Genomic DNA, 24,134 nt, shown 5'->3' on the forward strand with positions numbered 1-24,134 from the left:
GCCACCAGGCCTGAGCGGGCCCGACTCAGGGCGCCGCCGGCTTGGCGCCGCACACGACCGCGTTCTGCGGCTTGTACCGGGTCGTGCGGCTCGTGGTCTCGGCGACCGCGCCGTTGAGCGAGAGCGTGCGGGTCACCGTGACCGAGAACCCGGGGTTGCCCGCGGACTGCGACGTGCAGGTCGCGGACTCGGAGTAGACCGTCGTGGGCGACACGACGCCCGAGCGACCGCTGGTGCTCGTCTCAACCGTCCAGTACTTGGTGCCCCAGATCGCCACGTGCAGCCGGCCGCCCTCGATCCAGGACTGCAGGAGCGCGCCGTAGGGCGACGTGTTCTTGAACTTCATGTCGATGGAGCCGGTGTACAGGGTTGCCTCGCGGCCCTCGGGGTAGCGCGAGAACCACTCGGAGTGCGGCGTGTGCTCGACGTCCTCGAAGCCCGCGAAGTAGGCGGCGTTGAAGGTCGTGGTCGACATCTGCGACAGGCCACCACCGATGCCCTTGACGTGCTCGCCCTCGACGATGACCCATGCCTCGTTGAAGCCCGCCGCGGCGGTCACGGGGCCGAGCGCGTCGGTCAGGCTGAAGGTGGCTCCGGGCAGGACGAGCGTGCCCGTGATCTTGCTGGCGCCGACCGCGAGGTTCTCGGTCCGCAGCGGCTCGTTCGTCAGCGGCGTCGAGAACTCGGAGACGAGCTCCTTGACGCCGAGGGCCTCGAGCGCGGCGGTCGACTGCGCGGGGTCGCTCGGGATGAGCTCGACCCGGGCCGTCCGGTCGTCGGCGGTGGCCGCGGCGGCGACCGCCGCGGCAAGGGTCGCGGGGTCCAGCGTGGTGCCCGCGACGCCGGGCACGATGACGGGTGCCCCGTTCTCGAAGGCGAACGAGGCGTCCGCCGACGGTGTGAACAGGTTCGTCGTCCGGGCGACGAGCTCCGCGACCAGGCCGGGCGCGTCGAGCTGCAGGGCCAGGTCGGACGCGGTCGGCACGAAGCTCGCGAGGGCCGTGACCGCCGCGGCCGGGAGCTCAACGGTCTGGTCGGCGACCGCGACCGCGATCGGCGCCCGCGCGAGCGGCTCGGCGACGTCCGCCATCGCGCGGTCGGTCTCGGCCTGCGTGATGTCGGCCTCGAGCACCTCGGTGGGCAGCTCGAGCGGCCGGGCCGCGGTGAGCCACGAGCCCGTGAGGACAGCGGCGGCCGCCGCGGTATCGACGGCCGCGCCGTCGGCGGCAGGCGTCGCGTGCGCGGCGCCGTCGGCGAAGACGATCGCGCCGTTGACGGGCTCAGTGACCAGCGCGGCGGCGACGGTCTCGACCGCCGCGTCGAGCGCGGCGGCGTCGACGGAGGTCACCGGCTCGGCCGCGCCGAGCCCGACGATGTGGTGCCACAGCCGCAGCGGCTGGAGGTCGAACCCGGTGAGCGCCGCGACGGTCGCCTCCGCGTCGAAGGCCAGTCCGGCGTCGGCCGGGGCGACCGTGGTGCTGTTCTCGCCGGCGACGACGGGGATCGGCTCGGCGACGAGGCTCGCCAGCCCGTCCTCCAGCGTCGCGGTCGCGGTCGCGGCGTCCTGGCCGCCGATCTCGATGCCGGCGACGGTCGTGCCGCGCGGCACCCGGTCGCTCAGGGCCCACGAGGCGCCGACGTAGGCGCCGCCCAGGACGACGGCGACGCCGACGATCGTCAGAACCACGCGCGGCCAGCGGCGGCGCGGCTCGTCGGCCTCGAACTCGTCGAGCGGCGACGGGGCGGGCGGCGTGGGTTCGCCGCCGCGCCCTGCCGGCTCGTCGTCGGCCGGGCGCGAGACGGGGCTGAACGGGCCGCGCTCGGCCGGCGCGGAGGTGGGCGCGGACGGCGACGGCGTGGGGGCGGCCCCGCTCGTGCTGATATCGGCGTCGGAGCCCACGTCCGTATCCTTGCCGGCCTTGTTCACCATCGGGTTCCTTCTCCACTGCAGCGCTGACGCGTCCGGGAGGCACCCGCCGCCTCGTGATTCTACGGGGTGGCGGCGCCTTCGCGCCGTGGCCGCGCTCAGCGCACCGGGCGAATCCGTCCGCGCAGGTGGACGAGGCCGCCCGCGTCCGGCTCACCCTGGCGGAACTCGATCACCTCGCCGACCACGATGTCGTGGTCGCCCGCCCGATGGATGGCCTGGGTGCGACACTCGAACCACGCGGCGGCGTCGTCCACGAGCGCGGCGCCGGTCGCCGGCCCCGCCGTGTGGGGGACGCGCCCGAGCTGGCCAACGACGGGGCGGCCGGGTGAGGCGAGCCAGTCGGCGACCGGGGCGGCCGAGTCCGCGAGCACGCTCAGCGACCACTGCCCCACGTGCTCGAGCGCGGCCCGGAACCGCGCATCCTCGTGCACGCAGAACAGCAGCAGCGGCGGGTCCAACGAGACCGAGGCGACCGCGCTCGCGGTCATCGCGTAGTCGAGGTCGCGCCAGCGCAGGGTCACCACGACCACGCCGGCGGGCAGCCGCCCGATGGCCGCCCGGAAGCCGTCGGAGTCGCTCGAGCCGGCGGGCCCGGGCGCGGTCATGTCCCGGGCAGGGCGGGGGTCGGCGCCGGAACCTCGTCGCTGAACCACCGCCGCGGGCAGAAGGCGGCCACCGCGATGGCGAGCATCCCGCCGACGAGCCACCCGTAGCCGATGACCTGGCCGGCCGGGATGAGCACGTCGCCGCCCGGGCCCGTGAGCGAGAGCACCTGCACGACGGCGACCCAGCCGACCCCGTAGGCGAGCAGCGCGAGCATCCCGCCCCAGGCGCGCGCGAGCACCGCGGAGGCCAGGACGAGCGCGAGACAGCCGATGACGGCCCACGGCTGGTAGGCGCGGTGCGCGGCGGTGCCGGCGGCGCCGATGAGCAGGCCGATGCCGAGCGAGCCGAGGCTGGGAAGGAGTGCGCCGCGCGCCGACAGGACCATGGTGCTCACGCTACCGGGCGAACCCCCGCCGGCCAGCGCACCGGGGAGCGCCGCTGGCCGGGCGCGAAGCGGTACGACTCGCGCGACAGCAGCGGCGCTAGCACGTCGTTGCTGAGCGCGTAGCACCCGACCACGCCCGCCCCGGCAACGCCCGCCCCGGCGGCGGCGCGATCGGGGTCGGGGTCAGGGTCAGGGTCGATCGCGATCGCGTGCACCTGGGTCGCGTGCGCGGCGAGCGCGGCGGCGACGGCGTCCAGCACGCTGGTCACGTCCACCTCGACGTCGATCGCGGCGTCGGCGACCGCGACGGACGGCAGCGGCCCCACCGGGTCCGGCAGCGCGAGCGACCCGACGGGCGGCTCGGCGCCCGCGATCGGCGCGGTCAGCTCCCGCGCGCGCAGCTCCTGGTAGGCGGCCCGCAGAGCGCCGGCCGCCACGGCGCACCAGAGCACCGCGGCGGGGGCGTACGCCGGCGCTCCGCCGAGGACGAGGCCCCCGTCGGCGGCCAGCGCGAGCGCGAGCATCGTGACGTCGTGCGCGCGGACGTGGTCGGGGTGGCCGTACCCGCCGCCGGGCTCGTAGGTCACCACGACCTCCGGGCGTCGCGCGCGCAGCAGCCGCGCCAGCGCCAGCGCGGGCCCGTCGAGCGGGACGGCGACGAACGCGCCGTCGGGCAGCTCGTCGAGGCGGCCCGCGTGGCCGGCGCCCGCCCACGCCATGCCGGAGTCGGAGAATCGGCGCGGGCCGGCGGGTCCGCCGTCGGCCAGGGCGGGGTCCAGCTGGTCGAGGAACACGTGGTCGCGGACGCCGAGCGCGCGCAGCGCCCCGGCGAGCTCGAGCTCGCGGTGCGCGGCGAGCGCGGGACCGTCGCCCTCGAGGTGCGCGAGCGTGGGCCCGATCACCTCGCCCAGCTCGCCGCGCGTGCAGGTCACGACCGTGACCGGCCGCCCGGCGGCGGCCCAGTTCGCCAGCAGCGCCCCGGTCGCGAGCGTCTCGTCGTCCGGGTGGGCGTGCACCGCGACGAGACCGCCGGGCGAGCCCGCCGCGTCCGCGGAGAAAGGTGTCATGACACCCTCCTCCGCGGGACGTACAGGTCAGACGCGCTTGGCCTTGGAGAACAGGCGGGCACGGTCGGACTGGTCGAGCACAACCTTGCGCAGGCGGACGACGTCGGGGGTGACCTCGACGCACTCGTCCTCGCGCGCGAACTCGAGGGACTCCTCGAGCGTGAGGTGCCGCGGCGGAGTGAGGTTCTCGAACGTGTCGCTGGCTGCGGCGCGCATGTTCGTGAGCTTCTTCTCCTTCGTGATGTTGACGTCCATGTCCTCGTTGCGCGAGTTCTCGCCGACGATCATGCCCTCGTAGACGACCTGGGTCGGGTCGACGAAGAACGACCCGCGCTCCTGGAGGTTGATCATCGCGAACGGCGTGACGACGCCGGACCGGTCGGCGACCAGGGACCCGTTGATGCGGGTCTCGATCGGGCCGGCCCAGGGCTCGTGGCCCTCGCCGATGGACGACGCGATGCCGGTGCCGCGCGTGTCCGTGAGGAACTGCGTGCGGAAGCCGATGAGCCCGCGCGCCGGGATCTTGAACTCCATGCGGACCCAGCCCGTGCCGTGGTTCGACATGGTCTCCATGCGGCCCTTGCGAATGGCGAGCAGCTGGGTGACCGCGCCGAGGTACTCCTCGGGGACGTCGATGGTCATGCGCTCCATCGGCTCGTGCACCTTGCCGTCGATCCGCTTCGTGACGACCTGCGGCTTGCCGACGGTGAGCTCGAAGCCCTCGCGGCGCATCTGCTCGACGAGGATGGCAAGCGCGAGCTCGCCGCGCCCCTGGACCTCCCACGCGTCGGGGCGCTCGGTCGCCAGGACGTTGAGCGAGACGTTACCGACGAGCTCCTTGTCGAGGCGGTCTTTGACCTGGCGGGCGGTGACCTTGTGGCCCTTGCCGCCCCGGCCGGCGAGCGGCGAGGTGTTGATCCCGATGGTCATCGAGATCGCGGGGTCGTCGACCTTGATCAGGGGCAGCGGGCGCGGGTCGTCCGGGTCCGTGAGCGTCTCGCCGATCGTGATGTCGGCGATGCCGGCGACGGCGACGATGTCGCCGGGGCCCGCGGAGTCGGTGGGCACCCGGTCGAGCGCCTTGGTCTCGAGCAGCTCGGTGATGCGCACGTTCTGCAGCGAGCCGTCGGCGCGCGCCCAGGCAACGGTCTGACCCTTGTGGATCGTGCCGTTGAACACGCGCAGGAGCGCGAGGCGGCCGAGGAACGGCGACGCGTCGAGGTTGGTGACGTGGGCCTGGAGCGGCGCACCCTCGGTGTAGGTCGGCGCCGGGATCTTGTCGAGGATGACCTGGAACAGGGCCTCGAGGTTCTCGGAGTCCGGCTGGCTGCCGTCGGCGGGCTGGTTCAGCGAGGCGCGCCCGGTCTTCGCCGCGGCGTAGACGACGGGCATGTCGAGGATCGCGTCGAGGTCGAGGTCGGGGACCTCGTCCTGCAGGTCGCTCGCGAGCCCGAGCAGCAGGTCGGTGGACTCGGCGACGACCTCGGTGATGCGCGAGTCGGGCCGGTCGACCTTGTTCACGAGCAGGATGACGGGAAGCTTCGCCTCGAGCGCCTTGCGGAGCACGAATCGCGTCTGCGGGAGCGGGCCCTCGCTCGCGTCGACCAGCAGCACGACGCCGTCGACCATGGACAGGCCGCGCTCGACCTCGCCACCGAAGTCGGCGTGGCCGGGGGTGTCGATCACGTTGATCGTGATGCCCTCGGGGTGCCCGGCCGCGACGGCCGCGGGGCCCGTGTAGTGGACCGCGGTGTTCTTCGCGAGGATCGTGATGCCCTTTTCGCGCTCGAGGTCACCCGAGTCCATCGATCGCTGGTCCGGGTGGGCGTCGTGCGTGCCGAACGCTCCGGACTGCTTGAGCATCGCGTCCACGAGCGTGGTCTTGCCGTGGTCGACGTGGGCGACGATGGCGACGTTGCGCAAGTCGGTGCGCACAGACATGAGGACTCGTTTCACATATTGGGGAGCGCCGCGACGTGGGGCGCGCGACAATCTTACCCTGGGGCAACCTCGGCCTCTGCCGAGCGGATCAGTGCGGGCCCCCGGCCGGCCGTCGAGACGGCGCAGGCGAGTGGCCGGAAAGGGGCCTAGAACTCGAGCTTCGCGCCCGGGATCGCGGCGAGGAGCTCCTGCGTGTAGGCCTCGCGCGGGTGGTCGAAGACCTCGTCGGTGGTGGCCGCCTCGACGACGCGACCGTTCTTCATCACGCACACCTGATCGGCGATCTGGCGCACGACCGCGAGGTCGTGCGTGATGAACAGGTAACTCAGGGACAGCTCGGCCTGCAGGTCGTTCAGGAGCGTGAGGATCTGCGCCTGCACGAGCACGTCGAGCGCCGAGACGGCCTCGTCGCAGACGATCACGTCGGGCTCGAGCGCGAGCGCCCGCGCGATCGCGACCCGCTGGCGCTGCCCGCCGGAGAGCTCGTTCGGGAACCGCCGCATCGTGGACTGCGGCAGTGCGACCATGTCGAGCAGCTCGCGGATCTTCTTGATCCGCGACTTCTTGTCGCCGATCTTGTGCGTGCGCAGCGGCTCCTCGATCGTCCGGTAGATCGAGTACATCGGGTCGAGCGAGCCGTACGGGTCCTGGAAGATCGGCTGGACGCGCCGGCGGAACGCGAAGAGCTCCTTGCGGCCCAGCGTGCTCAGGTCGGTGCCCTCGAACCGGATCTTCCCCTCGGTGGGGTCCAGCAGGTTGAGCATGATGTTGGCGACGGTCGACTTGCCCGAGCCCGACTCGCCCACGAGCGCCATGGTCGTGCCGCGCTTGATCGTGAAGGAGACGTCGTCGACGGCCTTGAAGTCCTTCGAGGCGCCCGGGCGGCCGCCGCGCAGGCGGAACACCTTGGTGAGGTTCTCGACGACGACGACGTCGTCGCGGGCGGAGCTCACGCCGTCGCCCCCGGTCTGCGCGAGCAGCTCGGTGGGCTTGACCCCGCGCTCCTTGGCGCTCTGGATCCGCCGCGAGGCGAGCGACGGCGCGGAGGCGACGAGGCGCTGCGTGTACGGGTGCCGCGGCTCGCTGAGGATCTGCCGCGCCGGACCGGACTCGACAATCTTGCCCTGGTACATCACGACGAGGTGCGAGGCGCGCTCGGCGGCCAGGCCCAGGTCGTGAGTGATGAACAGAACCGCGGTGCCGAGCTCCTGCGTGAGGGTCGCAAGGTGGTCGAGGATCTGGCGCTGCACCGTGACATCGAGGGCCGAGGTCGGCTCGTCGGCGATCAGCAGCTTCGGCCGCGCCGCGAGCCCGATCGCGATGAGCGCGCGCTGGCGCATTCCGCCCGAGAACTCGTGCGGGTACTGCTTGGCGCGGCGAGCCGCGTCGGGCAGCCCGGCCTCGGTGAGCAGCTCGGTCACGCGCAGGTCGGCGGCTTTGCCCGTGGCAATGCCGTTCGCCTTGAGCGCCTCCTTAACCTGGTAGCCGATCTTCCACACCGGGTTGAGGTTCGACATCGGGTCCTGCGGCACCAGACCGATCTGGTTGCCGCGCAACGCGACGATCTCCTTCTTGCTCGCGGTGGTGATCTCGATGCCGTCGAACAAGATCGAGCCCGCCGTGACCTTGCCCGTGCCCGGGAGCAGGTCGATGATCGCGTGCGCGGTCGTCGACTTGCCCGAGCCGGACTCGCCCACGATCGCGACAGTCTGGCCCGGGTACACAGTGAGGTCCGCGCCGCGCACGGCCTTCACGAGGCCCGCGGCGGTCGAGAACGAGACCTCGAGGCCGCGGATCTCGAGCAGCGGCGTGTCACCGAGCGTGGCGCTGCCCGGCGCGGTCACCGGCGCGGGGCCGGTCGGGAAGTCCTGGGTCATCGCTTGCGCGCCTTCGGGTCCAGGGCGTCACGCACGGCGTCGCCCATCATGATGAAGCTGAGCACCGTGAGGGCGAGCGCCCCGGCCGGGTAGAACAGCACGGACGGTTGGCTCCGTAGCGACGTCTGGGCCTTGGAGATGTCGGCGCCCCACGACGTGATCGACGGAGGAAGTCCGATGCCGAGGAACGAGAGCGTTGCCTCCGCGACGATGAAGATCCCGAGCGAGACGGTCGCCGTGACGATGATCGGCGCGGCCGAGTTCGGCATGACGTGCCGGGCGAGGCTCATCAAGCGCGACGAGCCGAGCGCCTTGGCCGCCGTGATGAAGTCTGCGTTCCGGACGCTCATCACCGCGCCGCGCGTGATGCGCGCGATCTGCGGCCAGCCGAACACGCCGAGCACGATCACGACGGTAGTGACGGTGCGGTCGTCCTTGAACATCTGCATGACGACGATCGCCGCGAGCACGAGCGGGATCGCAAAGAAGATGTCCGTGATCCGCGAGAGCACCGAGTCGAACCAGCCGCCGTAGAACCCGGCGAACGCGCCGACGACGGAGCCGAGGAGAGTGACCACAATGGTCGTGAGCACGCCGACCAAGACCGAGGCGCGAGCGCCGTAGATCGTGCGCGAATAGATGTCGCAGCCCTGCCGGTCGAAGCCGAACGGGTGCCCGCCGCGGGGCGGGTCGAGGCTGTACTTGAGCTCGCAGAACCGCGGGTCGAGCGAGCTGAACAGGCCTGGGAACGCGGCGACCGCGATCACGAGCACGATGAGGACGGCGGAGACCCAGAACAGCGGCCGCCGGCGCAGGTTGTCCCACGCGTCCGACCACAGGCTCGCGGGGTCCCCCGACTCGTCGACCCGGTCGACGGCGCCGAGCGTCGCCTGGTCGAAGTCCGCGAAGAAGTGCGCCTGGTTGGGGCGGTTGAGCTCAGGCATATCGAATCCTCGGATCCAGGGCCGCGTACAGCAGGTCTACGAAAAGGTTGGCGACGATGTAGACGACCACCAGGACCGTCACGAGGGACACGACCGTGGGGGCCTGCCCCTGCTGGATCGCCTTGTAGAGGGTGTTGCCGACGCCGGGGATGTTGAAGATCCCTTCGGTCACGATCGCGCCGGCCATCAGCCCGCCGAGGTCGCTGCCCAAGAAGGTCACGACGGGGATGAGCGAGTTGCGCAGCACATGCACGGTAACGACCCGGTTGCGCGAGAGCCCCTTCGCCGTCGCCGTCCGGACGAAGTCCGCGGTCAGGTTCTCCGAGACGGAGGTACGGGTCAGTCGGAGCACATACGCGAACGAGACCGCGCCCAGCACGATGGCGGGCATCAGCAGCGTCTGGAAGCTGACGTCGCCGCCCACGGTCGGTGGCAGCCAGCGCAGCTTGACCCCCACGATGAACTGGACCACGAAGCCGATGACAAAGGTGGGTAGGGCGATTACGAGCAGGCTGACCAGCAGCACGGTCGCGTCGAAGAAGCCGCCCTTGCGCAGTCCGGCCACCAGCCCGAGGACGATTCCGAAGAACCCCTCGAAGACCAGCGCCATGATCGCGAGCTTGAAGGTCACGGGGAACGCTTCACCCATGACGTCGATCACCTCGCGGCCCGAGAACGTGGTGCCGAAGTCGAGGGTCAGGATGCCTTTGAGGTAGAGCAGATACTGGACGATGAACGGCTTGTCCAGGTTGAACTCCGCCCGGATCTGCTCGGCGACGGCGGGGTTCAGGCCACGGTCACCGCCCAGGGCAAGCACGGGATCCCCGGGCAGGGCAAAGACCATGGCGTAGATGAGCAGCGTCGCCCCGAGGAACACCGGGATCATCTGCAAGACCCTGCGCCCGATGTACCAGGCCATCAGGTCTCCTTCTCGTCAGGACGGTTCGGCTGTCGTTCAGCCAACGGCGCGTCACTCTAGACCGTGCGCGGTGCGCGGCACGACTTCGCTCAGTGCGGGTTCGGACATGCGCGGGGGTGGGGACCTGGTCAGGTCCCCACCCCCACGACGGATGGTGCTAGGTCAGTCCTTCGTGACCTGGTACAGCAGCGGCACGCTGTTCCAGCCGAACTCGACGTTGTCCACCAGCGTCGACGAACCGCCCGTCACGTTGGCGTACCACAGCGGGATGGCCGGCAGATCCTGGAACAGGATCTCTTCCGCCTGCTCGAAGAGCGCATTCGCATCTTCGACAGACTTCGCTGCGGCACCCTCCTTAAGCAGCGCGTCAAACTCGGGGCTCGAGTAGTCGCCGTCGTTGGAACCGGCTCCGGTGACGTACAGCGGGGCAAGCCCGTTGTACAGGGACGGGTAGTCGAACTGCCATCCCGTGCGGAACGCTCCGGCAATCGTCCGGCCAGTCACCTGAGTCCGGAAATCAGCGAACGTCGGGATCGGGTTGCCCTGTGCCTCGATGCCCAGGGTGTTCTTGATGCTGTTCGTCACCGCGTCGACCCACGCCTGGTGCCCACCATCGGAGTTGTAGCCGATGGTGAAGGTGCCCTCCCACGGCGAGATCGCGTCAGCCTGGGCCCACAGGTCCTGGGCGCCTTCCTCGTCGAATGCCAGCACCTCCGAGCCCTCGATCGCGTCGGACCAGCCGTCGATGACCGGCGATGTGAAGTCGGAGGCGGGGGTACGAGTTCCCTGGAAGATCGCGTCCGTAATTTCCTCACGGTTGATCGCCTTGGAGATCGCCTGGCGGCGCAGCTTGCCCTCGTCGCCCGAGAAGTGCGCGAGGCCCTGCGGGATGGTGAAGGACTGGAAGATCGCGGCAGGCTGGTTCACGGCCCGGTCGCCCAGCTCGTCCTGGAACGTCGAGTAGGCACTGTCCGGGATGCTGTCGAGCACGTCGAGCTGGTCCGCGAGCAGGTCGTTGTACGCACCGTCGAGCGTCTCGTAGAACTTGATGTCGACGCCGCCGTTCTGCGCGACGCGGTCACCGGTGTAGTCCGGGTTGGGGATCAGGCTGATCCCGACGTTGTGCTCCCAGGAGCCCTCTTCGGCCAGCTTGTACGATCCGTTGCCGATCGGGTTCTCGCCGAACGCGGCGATGTCCTCGAACGCGACCGCCGGCAGCGGGTAGAACGCCGAGTAGCCCAGGCGCAGGGGCCAGTCGGACTCAGGCTGCAACAGCTTGACGGTGAACGTCGTGTCGTCGACAACAACGAGCCCGGTGAGCGGGGAGTCGACGTCGTACGAGAAGCCCTCGATGTCATCGAAGAAGTAGCTGCCCAGCTGCGCGTTGCTCAGCAGCGCGCCGTAGTTCCAGGCATCGACGAAGCTCTGCGCGGTGACCGGGTCGCCGTTCGTGAACGTCTGGTCCGCCTTGAGCGTCACGGTGTAGTTCTGTGCGTCCTCGGTCTCGATCGACTCGGCCACCTCGTTGTGAGCAGCGCCGTCGGCGTCGTAGTAGACGAGGCCCGCGTAGATCAGGTCCAAGATCTTGCCTCCGCCCACCTCAGAGGTGTTCGTCGGGATGAGCGGGTTCTGGGGCTCGCTGCCCCAGGCCGACACGATCCCGCTCGAGGCCCCGTCGCTGCTGGAGCTGCTGCTTTCGGTGTCGCTCGGGCTGTCGCTGCAGGCCGTGAGCACGAGAGCACCCACTGCAACTGACGCTGCGAAGCCGGCGATGCGCCTGATCTTCAATGTTCCTCCTGAATGGAATGGCGGCACCGTGACCGTGACAAACCCTGGACCGGACCGGCCCGCGTTTGCCCACGCTCCGCCATGGGATGAGGCTTAGATTACAGACGGAGCAGCGCTCGCCGACCACCTTCGTGGCCGTCGGCCCGATCGTTACACGATCGATACTGGCCGGTAACGTCCACGATATGAGACGGTCACGTGCCGCGTCGATGCTAAAACGGCGCCGGTCGGCGCCCTGCGCGGCGCCCGCCGGGACCTGATTCGGACACGCTCCGCGCGCGCCGCGGCGAAGCGTGCTACACCAGGCGCCGCCGACTCACCGCTCGCCCGCGTGCCACGATGTCCGGCATGTCGAGCGCGCCGTCCGGACAGGTCTTCCGCCCGCGGTCGGCCCTGCCCGTCGCGGTCGTCCTCGCGCTGGGCGCGCTGGCGTGGGCCGGGTCCGCGGTGGTCGACGACGGCGCGGCGGGACTCCTGCGTCAGCTCCCCGCGATCGTGCTCGCGACGACCGCCGCCGCCGCGGTGCTGGTGCGGCCGACCGTCACGGTGGGCCCCGCCGGGGTCGCGCTGCGGGGCGTGCTGCGCGACGTCGACGTGCCGTGGGCCGAGCTCGCCGAGGTGCGCACGCAGTACGCGCTGACCCTCGTGACCCGCGATGGTCGACGGTTCGCCGCCTGGGCCGCGCCCGCCGCGGGCCGGTTCGCCGACGCGCGCCTGACCCCGCGCGAGGTCGCGGCGATGGGCCTCGACCCGGCGCGCGAGCTGCCGACCGTGAGCGGGTCGGTCGAGACCCCCTCGGGCGCCGTCGCCGACTGGGTCCGCCGCGCGTGGGACCGGGCTCCCGAGGACGAGCCTCCGGGCGCCGCGAGCGGCGGGCCGGGACCCGGGGTGCGCACCCGCCCCGCGCGCGCGGTGCTCGCCGCCGTGGGCATCGCCGCGGCGTTGTGGCTCGCGCGTTCGGTCGGCTGAGCGGCTCGAGCTTCCCGACCGCCCGCCCCGGCGCCCGGGCGCTATGGGACCTCGAGAGCGTCGACCTCCCTGCACACCGAGTGTGGGCAATCTGCTCGAAAGCGCGCAGGTGTGGCGGATCTGCCGGTCCGGGGCCCTTCCGAGGGACCGAACGCCCACACGTGCGCCACACGGAGCAGAACGCCCACACTCGCGCCGGCCCAGCGGCGAGGAGAGCCGATCAGAGGTCCTCGGCGGCGGGTAGCCGCGCGCGGGCCGCGCGGCGCGCGCGCTGTGCGTCGGGATCAGGCACCCGGGTCGCGGCGATCAACGCCCGCGTGTACTCCGCTCGCGGGCTGGTCAGGACGTCGGAGCACGGGCCGATCTCGACGAGCCGTCCCCGGCGCAGCACCGCGACCCGTGACGCGACCCGCTCCACGACCGCCAGGTCGTGGCTGATGAACAGGCACGCGAAGCCCCGCGCGCGCTGCAGCGCGCGCAGGAGGTCCAGCACCTGCGCGGCCGCGACGACGTCGAGCGCGCTGGTCGGCTCGTCCGCGACCACCAGGTCGGGCGACAGCGACAGCGCGCGCGCGATCGCGACCCGCTGCCGCTCGCCGCCCGAGAGCTCGTGCGGGAACCGGGTGCGGTACGCGCGCGGCAGGCCGACGTCGTCGAGCAGCGCGTCGACGCGGCGGTCGAGCCCGACCCCGCCGAGCCGGTCGTGCAGGCGCAGCGGCTCGCCGATCGACGCCCCGACCGTCAGGCGCGGGTCCAGCGACGTCCCCGGGTCCTGGAAGACGATCGCCGCGCGCGGGCGCGGCGGTCGCGCCCGTCGCGCCCCCGGCTGGTTGTGCACGCCCGGCCGGCTGTGCGCGCCACGGCTGTGCGCCCCGCGGTCACGGACAGCCGCGCCGGCGACCGCGATCGAGCCGCCCGACAGCGGCGCCAGCCCGACGACCGCCCGCCCGAGGGTGGACTTGCCCGCGCCCGACTCCCCCACGAGGCCGAGGATCTCGCCGGGGGCGAGCACGAACGAGACGCCGTCGACGGCGCGGACGGGCGGCGTGCGCCGGCGCCCTGGGTAGTCGACGACGACGTCGCGCACCTCGAGCGCGGCTGCCCCCGGCGCCTGGGCCGGCCCAGCCGCCGGCGCCCGGCCCAGGACCGAGACCAGGACCGGGACCGCATCGACGAGGGCGCGCGTGCGGGGGTGTGCCGGCGCCACGAGCACCTGCCGGACCGGCCCGGACTCGACGACGCGCCCGCGGTCCAGCACGACGACGCGGTCCGCGAGGTCGGCCACGACACCCAGGTCGTGCGTGATGAGCAAGATCGCGAGGCCGAGCCGACCGGGCAGCTCCCGGAGCAGGTCGAGGACCTGGGCAGCGGTCACGATGTCGAGCGCGCTGGTCGGCTCGTCCGCGATGAGCAGCACCGGGTCGCACGCGATCGCCATCGCGATCATGACCCGCTGACGCTGCCCGCCCGAGAGCTGGTGCGGGTACGCCCCGAACGTCGCCGCGGGCGTGGGCAGGCGCACGAGCGCGAAGAGCTCGAGCGTGCGCGCGCGCGCACGCGCGGGCGAGGTCGTCCGGTGCGCGAGCAGCACCCCGGCGACCTGGCTCCCGACGGTCAGCACCGGGTTGAGCGCCGTCGCGGGCTCCTGGAACACCACGCCGACCGCGGTGCCGCGCACCGCGCGCAGCGCCGCCGCGGGCGCCCCGAGCAGCTCCGCACCCGCGAGCCGGACCGAGCCCGTGCTGCGCGCCGAGGCGGGGAGCAGGCCGAGGATGGCGAGCGCGGACGCCGACTTGCCCGCGCCCGAGCCACCGACGAGCGCGAGCACCTCGCCGGGCGCGATCGCGAAGCCGACGTCGCGCACCGCAGGCACCCACGCGCCGTCGACCGCGAACTCGACTCCCAGGTCGCGCACCTCCAGCACGGGGCTGGGGCCGGGCGCGGCGGGCGCGGGCTCGGCTGGAACCGGCGCGTCGGGCGAGCGCGCGCTGGCGCCGCGGCGCGCGCCGCGCAGCTGACGCGGGTCGAGCGCGTCCCGCAGCCCGTCGCCGAGGAGGTTGACCGACAGCGCGATCGCGACGATGAAGAGGCCGGGCCACCAGAACAGCCAGGGCCGCACCGTCATCGCGGACCGGTAGTCGTTGATGAGCTGGCCGAGCGACGTCCCGGGCGGCTGCACGCCGAAGCCGAGGTAGCTCAGCGCGGACTCGAGCAGGATCGCGGACGAGACCGCGAGCGTCGCGGACACGATGATGACGCCGGCGGCGTTCGGCAGCACGTGGCGGCGCAGGATCCGGGCGTCGGTGGCGCCGAGGGTGCGCGCGGCGTCGACGAACTCGCGCTCGCGCAGCGTCAGCACCTCGCTGCGGACCAGGCGGGCGAGCGGGGGCCACGTGACCAGGCCGAGGAACAGCCCCAGCCCCCAGACCCCGCCGAGCCCCCGGCCGTGCCCGGCCACGACGGCGGCGACGGCGATCAGCGGGATCGTCAGCAGAACGTCCGTCAGGCGCATGAGCACCGCCTCGACCGCGCCGCGGTAGTACCCGGCGCACGCGCCGGCGACCGCTCCCAGCACGGTGCCGACGAGGCCCACCACGAGTGCGATGACGAGCGACTGCCGAGCGCCCTGCAGAGTGAGCGCGAAGTAGTCGCGCCCGAGGTTGTCCTGGCCGAACGGGTGCGGCCCGAGGCTCGGCGGCCACGCGCTGAGCGTCGGCCGGCCACCGTCGACGATCGGCATCGGCACGCGGTAGTCGAGCGGCCACCACCCCGGCACCGGCCCGACGCCGAGCGCGCTCACCGCGAGCACGACGATCGTCACGAGCACGACGAGCCCGACGACGGCGCCCCGGTGCCGGGCGAAACTGCGCAGCGTCATCGCAGCACGATCCGCGGGTCGAGGCTCGCGTACGCCAGGTCCGCGCACAGGTTGAACGCGGCGGTCGCCACGGCCGTCACCAGGAAGAAGGCCATCACCGGGTTGGGGTCGACGGCGGTCAGGGCCGTGGTGAACATCCGGCCCATGCCGTTCCAGCCGAACACCGTCTCGGCGACGACCGCGCCGCCGAAGACCGCGGCGAGGTCGAACGCGACGAGGGTCGCGAGCGGGAGGAGGGCCGTGCGCAGCGCGTGCCGCAGCACGACCGTCCGCTCGTCGAGGCCAGCGGCCCGGGCCGTGCGCACGTGGTCCTGGGTCAGCACGTCGAGCAGGCTCGAGCGCGTGAACCGCGCGTAGCTCGCGAACGAGATCGCCATGATCGCCAGGGTCGGCAGGGCCAGGTGCGTCAGCACGTCGAGGTTCGTCTCCCAGAACCCGCCACCCAGGTTCGGCGTCTGCGACCCGGTGGTCGCGATCGGCCGGCCACCGGTCGACCGGAAGAGCGCGGGGTACGCGCGCAGGAGCTGGTCGACGGCGGCCGCGGCGGCGACGCACGCGCCCGTGAGCCCGCCGATCAGCGCCGCCCGACGCCGACCAGCGCCGCCCGCGCACCACGCGGCGCCAACGGCGAGCGCGATCGTGGCGGCGGCGAGCGCCGCGAGGCCGGCCCACGTCGCGGCGCCCAGGACCGGCCCGGCCGCCGCCACGACGGCGGTACCGGCCACTGCGGCCGCCGCACCCGCGGCCAGCGTGCGCCGGCTCCGGGGCCCGAGGCCGGCCAGGAGCGCCGTCCACCCGAACGCGGCGACGAGCCCCGACGCCGCGATGCCGGCGACCCCGAGCGCCGGGCGCACGAACCAGCCCGAGGCCAGCAGCGCGGCGAGGGTGCCGGCCGTCGCCGTCCCCGCCAGGCCCGCGACGACGAGCCGGCGGCGCGCGTCTCCGCCGACGACGAGCGCCCACGCGAGCCCGGCGGCCGCGCCGACGCCGGCGATCGACGCGACGGTCAGCCGGGGCTCGCCGAGCCAGGTGTTCAGGTCGATCGCGACGTACTGCTTCAGGAGGGTGGAGACCCAGAACACCGGCAGCGAGAAGCACATGAGGGCGACGAGCGTCACCGTGTGGTCCAGCGCCGAGTACTGCCGCAGGGCCGTAACGATCCCGGCGACGACCCCGAGCACGAGCGACAGGACGGTCGCCGCGACCACGAGCCGCAGCGTTGAGCCGAGCGCGAGCTCGAGCTGCGGCAGGACGGGGCGCCCCTGCCGGTCGAGGCCGAGGGTGCAGCCGTCGCCGCCGGGCACGGCGCAGCGCGCGACGTCCTGCAGCCACAGCAGGTACCGGCCGGGGACCGGGACGTCGAGGTTCAGCGCGGCAGTGCGCGCCTCGAGGCGCTCGGTCCGGCCCGGCCCGTTGTACGCCAGCAGGTCGCGCAGCGGGTTGCCGGACAGGGCGACGAGCACGTACATGACGGCGGTCGAGACGAGCACGAGGAGCGTCGAGGCGACGGCCCGCCGCACGGCGTAGACGAGCACGCGCTACCGCCGGCCCATCGAGTGCGTCAGCCCGCCGACTTCGTCCACGTCTGCGCGTTCCAGGTCGAGCCCGACTGCGTCGGGTTGTAGCCCGGCCCGCTCACGCGCGCCGAGTGCGCGGTCAGGCCCGGCGTGGCGTACAGCATGACGTTGTACGGGTCCGCCCACAGCTCCTCTTCCAGCTCGGTTTTGAGCGGAACGGCCGCGGCCCGGTCCGCGACCGTCACGATCTGGTCCCAGAGGGCGTCGACGGTCGCGTTGCTGTACCCGCCGTAGTTCAGGCCGCCGCCCGTGACGTAGAACGCCTGGTTCTCGGTGACCAGGCCGGAGCCCGTCCAGCCGAAGAGGGCGGCGTCCCAGGTGCCTGGCTCGGCGAGCACGCCGAAGAGGTCCTGGGCCGGCTGGCCGACGACGTCGAAGCCGGCCTGGTCGCACGAGGCTTTGATCAGCGCGACCTGATCGGCGCGCAGGCCCGACTGCTCGGCGTACAGGAGCCGCACCTGCACGGGCGCGGCGACGCCCGCCTGTTCGAGGAGCTGCGCCGCGCCGTCGAGATCCACGCGGTCGTAGAGCGTCGCGCTCGGGACGGCGGCGAGCACGGCGTCGTACTCCGCCTGCGCGGGCAGGAACTCCCGCAGGTTCAGCAGCTGCGCGGTCGCCGTGATCGGGGCGGCGAACTTGTCGACGAGCTCCTGCCGCGGGACGCACGTGAGGAAGGCCTGCCGCACGCGGGCATCCTCGAACAGCCCCCCGGCGCGGGAGTCGAGGTCGATGTGGCTGTAGGCGTACGACTCGCCGGTCTCGACCACGACGTCGGGGCCGAGGTCGGCGAGCTGCGCGACCATGTCCGCGGTCGGGTTGGCCGGGTCGAACGAGTCGATCTCGCCGTTGGCGAGCGCCTGCACCATCTCGGCGGCGTCGACGGCGGTGAACACGATCGACTCGGTGGCGCCGGGTTCGCCCCACCACTTCTCATTCCGGTGCAGGGTGAGCGTGCCGCCGGAGGCGCTCGCGTACGCGTACGGCCCCGACGCCGGGATGAGCGCCGCGTCCGGCAGCGCGGGCAGGTTCTCCTGGTAGGCCCAGCCCGCGTTCCAGAACGCCGCGACGCCGGCGAGCGCCGCGACGTCGTCGGACTCGATCGCAGCGACGAGCGCGGCGCCGTCGTCGGCCGCGCTGAGCCCGCCCTGCTCCGCCGCGACGTGTGCGGGCATGAACCCGTCGGCCAGCACCTCCCAGTCCGCGAACGGCGCGGCGAACGTGAGCGTGAACGACCGGTCCCCGGGCTCGCCGACGGGCTTGGCGACGGCGTCCCACCCGCTCGTGTTGGACGCGGTGAAGAGCGCGACGGGCGCGCCGTCGGCGTCCACCTCGCCCGAGGTGTACGTGCCCGAGCGCGCGGCCCAGGTCAGCAGCGCGTCGTCGAAGTCGATCGGGGTGCCGTCGGACCACACGGCGTCGGCCGCGAACGTGTACCGGACCGTGAGCGGGTCGTCCGAGGTCTTCTCGTAGCTGCCGAACACGCTGTTGGGCTCGATCGAGCCGTCCGGCAGAAGGGTGGTGAAGCCCTGCTGCGTGAGGTTGTTGACGTAGGCGTTGACGACGCTGCCGCTGTCGGCCGTGAAGGCGTTATAGCCGTCCGGCAGCTGCTCGACCCCGATCGTGATCGCGAGAGCGAGCTCCCCGCCCGCGTCGGGATCGGCGGTTCCCCCACCGATCGACCCGCACGCCGCGAGCAGCAGTGCGCCCATCGCGACGGCACTGATCCCCGCGTGCCTGCGCCTGCTCATCAGTGCTCCTCCGGGGTCGATCGGGAGCGTACCTGATCGCCCCCGAGGCACCACGGGCGCCGGTGCCCGCTAGTACGGCTCGGACTCGCCCGGCTCGACGTGCGTCGGGTCGAGGACGCGGCGCAGGAACTCGCGCGTGCGCTCCTCCTGCGGGGCCCCGATCACCTGGTCCGGGGTGCCCTGCTCGACGATCGTGCCGTCGTCCATGAACACCACGCGCGAGGCGACCTCGCGCGCGAACGCCATCTCGTGGGTCACGACGAGCATGGTCATGCCCTCCTCGGCGAGGCGGCGCATGACGGTCAGCACGTCGCCCACGAGCTCGGGGTCGAGCGCCGACGTCGGCTCGTCGAAGAGCATGAGCTCGGGGTCCATGCTGAGCGCGCGAGCGATCGCGACGCGCTGCTGCTGGCCGCCGGACAGCTTCGCGGGGAACTCGTCCATCTTGTCGTCGAGGTTGACGCGGGCGAGGTTCGCGCGCGCGACGCGGTCCGCCTCCTCGCCGCGCCGGCCCAGCACCTTGTCCTGCGCGATCGTGCAGTTGCGCAACACGGACAGGTGCGGGAACAGATTGAACTGCTGGAACACCATGCCGACGTGCCGGCGGACCTTGTCGATGTCGACGTCCGGGTCGGTGACCTCGAGCTCGCCGATCCGGACGGTGCCGGCGGTCGGGGTCTCGAGCAGGTTGACGCACCGCAGCAGGGTGGACTTGCCCGAGCCCGAGGGGCCGATGACGCACACCACCTCGCCCGGGTGCACCTGCAGGTCGATGCCCTTGAGCACCTCGAGATCGCCGAACGACTTGTGCAGCCCGCGGATGTCGACGAGCGGCTTGCCCTCGACGGGGTCGGGCTGCAGAGCGGTCGTGGGGGTGGTCAACGCGGTCACCGGGCCTTTGCTGAGCGAGATTCGAGCCGGCGCACGGCGAAGCCGAGCGGGATCGTGATGATGAGGTAGCACAGGCCGGTCACGACCAGCGGCGTCAGGTTGGCGGTCTGGTTCATGGCGTCGCGCCCGAACTTCGTCAGCTCGTACTCGTTCAGCGACAGGCCGAGCAGGTAGATGAGCGAGGAGTCCTTCGTGAGCAGGATGAGCTCGTTGGTCAGCGGCGGCAGGATGATGCGGAAAGCCTGCGGGATGACGATCGAGACCATCGCCCGGCCCGAGGACATCCCGAGCGAGCGAGCGGCCTCCATCTGCCCCTTCGGCACGGCCTGGATGCCCGCACGCAGGGTCTCGGCGATGTACGCGCCGCTGACGAGCCCGAGCGAGAGCATCACGGTCGTGTAGATCCCGAACCGCGTCCCGAACGCGAGCGGGACGCCGAACCCGAACGCGAGGAACACGAGCAGCGCCGGGATGCCCCGGAAGAACTCGACGTAGATGTTCGCGATCCACCGGTAGGGCGCAACCGACGAGAGCTTCATCAGCGCCAGCAGCAGGCCGACCGCGAGCGCGAGCGCGAAGCCGAGCGAGGTGTAGATCACGGTGTTGCGCAGCGCGGTGAGGATGATCCCCGGGAACTGCTCGGCCGCGACGGCCGGGTTCAGCAGCCGGTCGAAGATGGTGTCCCAGTCCGCGATGAGCGCGATGACGACGAAGGCCGCCACGAGCACCGCATACTGCGTGCCGCGCAGCGTTCGGGCGCGTTGCCGCCTGGTCAGTGCCAAGGTCTTCTCCACTCCGCGGGGCGGCCGGTCATGTCGACCGGCCGCCCGCGCCGTCACTTTCGGGTGTGCGGACGTGCTGGTGGTTCGAGCCGGTCTCAGCTCGTCGCGGGAGCGACCCCGAGCCACTTCTCGTAGATCGTGTCGTACGTCCCGTCGCTCGCCAGGCGGGCGAGGGTCGCGTTGACGGCCTCGAGCAGGTCGGCGTTCCCGGTCTTGACGCCGAGCCCGTACTGCTCGCCGGTGTCGAACTCGGTGACGACCTGGACGTCGTCGTTCTTGGAGACGAAGTCGAGCAGCACGCCGTTGTCGTTGATCGCGGCGTCGACCTGGCCCGTCTGGACGGCGGTCTGCAGCAGCGCGAGGTCCTCGAACTGGACCAGCTCGGCGCCGGGCGCCTCGTCCTGCGCGTAGATCTCGCCGGTCGTCGCGGCCTGCACGCCGAGCTTCTTGCCCTCGAGGTCGGCGAGCGTCGCGATGTCCGAGTCGGCCTTGACCATGAGGGCCTGCGTCGCCTCGAAGTAGGGCTCGGAGAAGTCGAGCGCCTCCTCACGCACGTCGGTGATCGTCATCCCGGCGGCGGCGACGTCGCACTTGCCCGTGCTGAGGTCCTCGCCGGTCTGGATGCCCTCGAACGGGGTGTCCACGACCTCGAGCTCGACGTCGAGGTCCGCGGCGATCTCCGCGACGACGTCGACGTCGAAGCCCACGATCGTGCCGCCGTCGTTGAACTCGAACGGCTCGTACGGGAGGTGAGTGCAGGCGATGAGCTTGCCCGCCTCGACGAGTGGCACCCCGCTGTCGGAGGTCGCCGGTGCGTCGCCGCCGCCGCACGCGCTCAGCGCGAGGGCGGCCACAGCGGACAGGGCAACGAGGGTGCCGATTCGACGAGTGGGAGTGCGCACAGTGCCTCCAAGATGACGGGATCGGGCGCGCGGTGCGCGACCCGGAGGGGGCAAAATGCCATCGCCCGTGCCCAGATCGTAGTGCGGGTGAGCGTGCGGGCGGTCCGGGTGCCCACCGTGGGCCCCTCCCGGCGTGTGCCACGATGCCTGGCATGCGCCTCGACCACGTCGCCTACGCCGCCGAGCCCGACGGCCTCCGCTCGACCGCCGCACGCCTCGGCGCCGCTCTCGGGGTGGTGCCGATCGACGGCGGCGTGCACCCCCGGTTCGGCACCCGGAACGTCATCCTCCCGCTCGCCGAGGGGCGCTACGTCGAGGTTGTCGAGGTGCTCGACCACCCGTCGTCCGACAAGGCGCCGTTCGGGCAGGCGGTGCGGGCCCGCTCGGAGACGGGCGGCGGGTGGCTGTGCTGGGTCGTCGCCGTCGACGACCTCGCGCCCTTCGAGCGCCAGCTCGGGTACGACGCGCCCCCGGGCAACCGGCGTCGGCCCGACGGGGTGGAGCTGCGCTGGCACCAGATCGGCGTCAAGGGCCTGGTCACGGACCCCCAGCTGCCCTACGTGCTGCGGTGGGACACGCCCGCGGCGCTGCACCCGTCGGTCGGAGGCCGGCCCGACGTCCGGATCGCGGGGCTCCAGATCGCCGGCGATCCCGACCGGGTCCGGACCTGGCTCGGCCTCGACCCGGAGTACACCCCGACGTCGGTCGAGTTCACGTTCGTCGCCCCGCACGGCACCCCGGGGCTCCTCGCGGTGTCGTTCGAGACGTCCGCGGGCGTCGTGCAGATTTAGCCGATCGAGCAGATCTCAGGGAGCGCCCATGCAGCTCGTCGCCGTGCCCACCCCGCCGGCCCTGGCGCACCGCACCGCGCGGACGGCGGTCACGGTGGCGGGTCCGGACGGCCGACCCGCGGCCGACGCCGAGGTCACGGTCGAGCAGCGCCGGCACGAGTTCGCGTTCGGGAACTCCGGCTTCGACTTCGTGCCGCCGCCCGGCGACGAGAACGCCGAACCTGGCGGGCCGCTCGCCGGCCTGTGGCTGGACCTGTTCAACACCGCGACGCTGCCGTTCTACTGGCGCGACGTCGAGCCGGTGCGGGGCCGCCCCGACACGGCGCGGCTGCTGCGCGCCGCGCGGTGGCTGGTCGATCACGGCTGCGCGGTCAAGGGTCACCCGCTCGCGTGGCACACGCTGGCCCCGCAGTGGCTGCTCCCCCTGCCCGAGGACGAGGTCGCGGCCGCCGTCGTCGACCGGATCACGCGCGAGGTGACCGGCTTCGCCGGGGTGATCGACACCTGGGACGCGATCAACGAGGTCGTCATCATGCCCAGGTTCGACCGCGAGGCGAACGGCCTCACCCGGCTCTGCGCGCGCGACGGCCGCGTGGCCACGGTGGCGCGCACGTTCGACGCCGCCCGCGCCGCGAATCCGCGCGCCACCCTGCTGCTCAACGACTTCGACCTGTCGGCCGAGTACGAGCAGCTCATCGAGGACTGCCTCGCCGCCGGGATCCGCATCGACGCGCTCGGGCTGCAGACCCACATGCATCAGGGCTACTGGGGCGAGGACCGCACGCTCGCCATGCTCGACCGGTTCGCGCGGTTCGGGCTGCCGCTGCACCTAACCGAGACGACCCTGGTCTCCGGCCACGTGATGCCCGCCGAGATCGAGGACCTCAACGACTACGTGATCGACGACTGGCCGTCGACCCCGGCGGGCGAGGAGCGGCAGGCGGACGAGATCGCCCGGCACTACCGCACGCTGCTCGGCCATCCGGCCGTGCAGTCGGTGACCTACTGGGGCCTGTCCGACGACGGCGCGTGGCTCGGCGCCCCGGCGGGGCTCGTGCGCGCGGACGGCACGCCGAAGCCTGCCTACGACGCGCTGCACGCGCTGATCAAGGGGGCGTGGTGGTTGCCGCCGACGTCGGTGCGCACCGACGGAGACGGTCGCTTCGAGCTCGAGGGCTTCCGTGGGGACTACGTGGTGCGCGGTCCCGGCGAACCCGGCGATGTCCGGCTCGGATGAGAGGCTCGGTGCCATGCCACCCGCCGATCCGAAGGCCGACCTCCGCCGCTACCTGCAGGAGGCGCGCGAGGCGCTGCTGCGCAAGCTCGACGGGATCACCGAGTACGACGCCCGCCGCCCCCTGACCGCGACCGGGACCAACCTGCTCGGGCTCGTCAAGCACGTGGCGAGCGTCGAGCTCGGGTACTTCGGCGAGACCTTCGAGCGCCCGCACGGCGTGCCGCTCCCGTGGCTGGACGAGGGCGCCGAGCCGAACGCGGACATGTGGGCGACCCCCGAGCAGTCGCACGCCGAGATCGTCGCGCTCTACCACCGCGCCTGGGCGCACTCCGACGCGACGATCGACGCGCTCGACCTCGACGCCGTCGGCCACGTGCCGTGGTGGTCGCCCGAGCGCAACGAGGTCACGCTGCTGCGGATCCTCGCGCACATGATCGCCGAGACCAGCCGGCACGCGGGTCACGCGGACATCGTCCGCGAGCTCATCGACGGGCAGGTCGGGCTGCGCGCGGCGAACGACAACCTGCCGGCCGGCGACGCGGCGTGGTGGGCCGACTACCGCGAGCGGCTAGAGCGGGCGGCGCGGGCCGCCGGTCCGGTGGCTCCCCCCGGCGGCGCCCAGGCCTACTCGGTCGTCGGCGTCGAGGGGGCGGTCGCATTCGAGGGCGACGCCTCCGGCGGCGTGCCGATCGCGCTCGCGCAGCCGGACTCCCCCGCGAAGATCGTCAGGTCCACGCCCGAGAACCTGTAGAAGCTCCCGCCGTCGGGCAACGTCGTCGACAGGCCTCGTGCGACGCCGATCACGCGGTCGTTGACCACGGCTCCGGGTGGTCGGCTCCGATCGCGTCGGCAGCGTCGGCTGTGCCTACTCTCACGTCGCCACTATGGCTGGCCGCCTGGTC

General features: G+C 72.4%; 20 protein-coding genes. 5 read left to right on the forward strand and 15 right to left on the reverse strand.

Annotated elements, in window-relative coordinates; genetic code table 11:
- Window positions 1–25: 25 nt before the first annotated feature.
- From J4E96_RS16075 to J4E96_RS16115, 9 genes are all read right to left on the reverse strand, one after another.
- Window positions 26–1,900: a VanW family protein gene (locus tag J4E96_RS16075; RefSeq protein ID WP_227423070.1), complete on the reverse strand. Its 1,875-nt coding sequence runs from the start codon at window positions 1,898–1,900 to the stop codon at window positions 26–28.
- A gap of 125 nt (window positions 1,901–2,025) precedes the next feature.
- Window positions 2,026–2,535, reverse strand: coding sequence for a flavin reductase family protein (locus J4E96_RS16080; protein ID WP_227423071.1), 510 nt, complete (start codon window positions 2,533–2,535; stop codon window positions 2,026–2,028).
- The gene (locus J4E96_RS16085) at window positions 2,532–2,930 is read right to left on the reverse strand and encodes a hypothetical protein (RefSeq protein WP_227423072.1); all 399 of its coding nucleotides are present in this window, start codon (window positions 2,928–2,930) and stop codon (window positions 2,532–2,534) included. The genes J4E96_RS16080 and J4E96_RS16085 overlap by 4 nt, the downstream gene beginning before the upstream one ends.
- Window positions 2,927–3,988, reverse strand: a complete 1,062-nt coding sequence (locus J4E96_RS16090; protein WP_227423073.1) for a PIG-L family deacetylase — start codon at window positions 3,986–3,988, stop codon at window positions 2,927–2,929. The genes J4E96_RS16085 and J4E96_RS16090 overlap by 4 nt, the downstream gene beginning before the upstream one ends.
- Window positions 3,989–4,015: 27 nt before the next feature.
- Window positions 4,016–5,929 carry a translational GTPase TypA gene (typA, locus tag J4E96_RS16095; RefSeq protein ID WP_227423074.1) on the reverse strand — a complete coding sequence of 638 codons (1,914 nt, stop codon included), beginning with the start codon at window positions 5,927–5,929 and terminating at the stop codon, window positions 4,016–4,018.
- 146 nt (window positions 5,930–6,075) lie between these two features.
- The gene (locus J4E96_RS16100) at window positions 6,076–7,806 is read right to left on the reverse strand and encodes a dipeptide ABC transporter ATP-binding protein (protein ID WP_227423075.1); all 1,731 of its coding nucleotides are present in this window, start codon (window positions 7,804–7,806) and stop codon (window positions 6,076–6,078) included.
- Window positions 7,803–8,750, reverse strand: coding sequence for an ABC transporter permease (locus tag J4E96_RS16105; RefSeq protein ID WP_227423076.1), 948 nt, complete (start codon window positions 8,748–8,750; stop codon window positions 7,803–7,805). The genes J4E96_RS16100 and J4E96_RS16105 overlap by 4 nt, the downstream gene beginning before the upstream one ends.
- Window positions 8,743–9,669 (reverse strand): ABC transporter permease, encoded by a 927-nt coding sequence (locus J4E96_RS16110; RefSeq protein ID WP_227423077.1) that lies wholly within the window; start codon window positions 9,667–9,669, stop codon window positions 8,743–8,745. Before J4E96_RS16110 ends, J4E96_RS16105 begins: the two co-directional genes overlap by 8 nt.
- A 162-nt stretch (window positions 9,670–9,831) precedes the next feature.
- Window positions 9,832–11,403: a peptide ABC transporter substrate-binding protein gene (locus tag J4E96_RS16115; protein ID WP_227425798.1), complete on the reverse strand. Its 1,572-nt coding sequence runs from the start codon at window positions 11,401–11,403 to the stop codon at window positions 9,832–9,834.
- Between J4E96_RS16115 and J4E96_RS16120 the strand changes: the two genes are divergently transcribed.
- Window positions 11,288–11,554 carry a hypothetical protein gene (locus J4E96_RS16120; RefSeq protein WP_227425854.1) on the forward strand — a complete coding sequence of 89 codons (267 nt, stop codon included), beginning with the start codon at window positions 11,288–11,290 and terminating at the stop codon, window positions 11,552–11,554. The genes J4E96_RS16115 and J4E96_RS16120 overlap by 116 nt on opposite strands.
- A gap of 251 nt (window positions 11,555–11,805) precedes the next feature.
- Window positions 11,806–12,426 (forward strand): PH domain-containing protein, encoded by a 621-nt coding sequence (locus J4E96_RS16125; protein WP_227423078.1) that lies wholly within the window; start codon window positions 11,806–11,808, stop codon window positions 12,424–12,426.
- A gap of 220 nt (window positions 12,427–12,646) precedes the next feature.
- Here J4E96_RS16125 and J4E96_RS16130 read toward each other — a convergent pair whose 3' ends face one another.
- The 6 genes from J4E96_RS16130 to J4E96_RS16155 form a co-directional block, all read right to left on the reverse strand.
- Complete coding sequence (locus tag J4E96_RS16130; RefSeq protein ID WP_227423079.1) at window positions 12,647–15,304, reverse strand: ABC transporter ATP-binding protein/permease; 2,658 nt, start codon at window positions 15,302–15,304, stop codon at window positions 12,647–12,649.
- Window positions 15,301–16,839, reverse strand: coding sequence for an ABC transporter permease (locus J4E96_RS16135; protein WP_227423080.1), 1,539 nt, complete (start codon window positions 16,837–16,839; stop codon window positions 15,301–15,303). Before J4E96_RS16135 ends, J4E96_RS16130 begins: the two co-directional genes overlap by 4 nt.
- Window positions 16,840–16,865: 26 nt before the next feature.
- Window positions 16,866–18,629, reverse strand: coding sequence for an ABC transporter family substrate-binding protein (locus tag J4E96_RS16140; protein WP_227423081.1), 1,764 nt, complete (start codon window positions 18,627–18,629; stop codon window positions 16,866–16,868).
- A gap of 69 nt (window positions 18,630–18,698) precedes the next feature.
- Window positions 18,699–19,511 carry an amino acid ABC transporter ATP-binding protein gene (locus J4E96_RS16145; protein ID WP_406620467.1) on the reverse strand — a complete coding sequence of 271 codons (813 nt, stop codon included), beginning with the start codon at window positions 19,509–19,511 and terminating at the stop codon, window positions 18,699–18,701.
- A gap of 5 nt (window positions 19,512–19,516) precedes the next feature.
- Window positions 19,517–20,302 carry an amino acid ABC transporter permease gene (locus J4E96_RS16150; protein WP_227423082.1) on the reverse strand — a complete coding sequence of 262 codons (786 nt, stop codon included), beginning with the start codon at window positions 20,300–20,302 and terminating at the stop codon, window positions 19,517–19,519.
- 95 nt (window positions 20,303–20,397) lie between these two features.
- Complete coding sequence (locus J4E96_RS16155; protein ID WP_227423083.1) at window positions 20,398–21,204, reverse strand: basic amino acid ABC transporter substrate-binding protein; 807 nt, start codon at window positions 21,202–21,204, stop codon at window positions 20,398–20,400.
- 152 nt (window positions 21,205–21,356) lie between these two features.
- Here J4E96_RS16155 and J4E96_RS16160 point away from each other — a divergent pair, with 152 nt between their 5' ends.
- The 3 genes from J4E96_RS16160 to J4E96_RS16170 are packed head-to-tail and all read left to right on the forward strand — an operon-like array spanning window position 21,357 to window position 23,983.
- Window positions 21,357–21,995, forward strand: coding sequence for a VOC family protein (locus tag J4E96_RS16160; protein ID WP_227423084.1), 639 nt, complete (start codon window positions 21,357–21,359; stop codon window positions 21,993–21,995).
- Window positions 21,996–22,023: 28 nt separating this feature from the next.
- Window positions 22,024–23,232, forward strand: a complete 1,209-nt coding sequence (locus J4E96_RS16165; protein ID WP_227423085.1) for an endo-1,4-beta-xylanase — start codon at window positions 22,024–22,026, stop codon at window positions 23,230–23,232.
- 13 nt (window positions 23,233–23,245) lie between these two features.
- Window positions 23,246–23,983 carry a DinB family protein gene (locus J4E96_RS16170; protein ID WP_319637695.1) on the forward strand — a complete coding sequence of 246 codons (738 nt, stop codon included), beginning with the start codon at window positions 23,246–23,248 and terminating at the stop codon, window positions 23,981–23,983.
- The last annotated feature ends 151 nt before the right edge of the window (window positions 23,984–24,134 follow it).

It is taken from the genome of Pengzhenrongella sicca, assembly GCF_017569225.1.
Lineage (GTDB): Bacteria > Actinomycetota > Actinomycetes > Actinomycetales > Cellulomonadaceae > Pengzhenrongella > Pengzhenrongella sicca.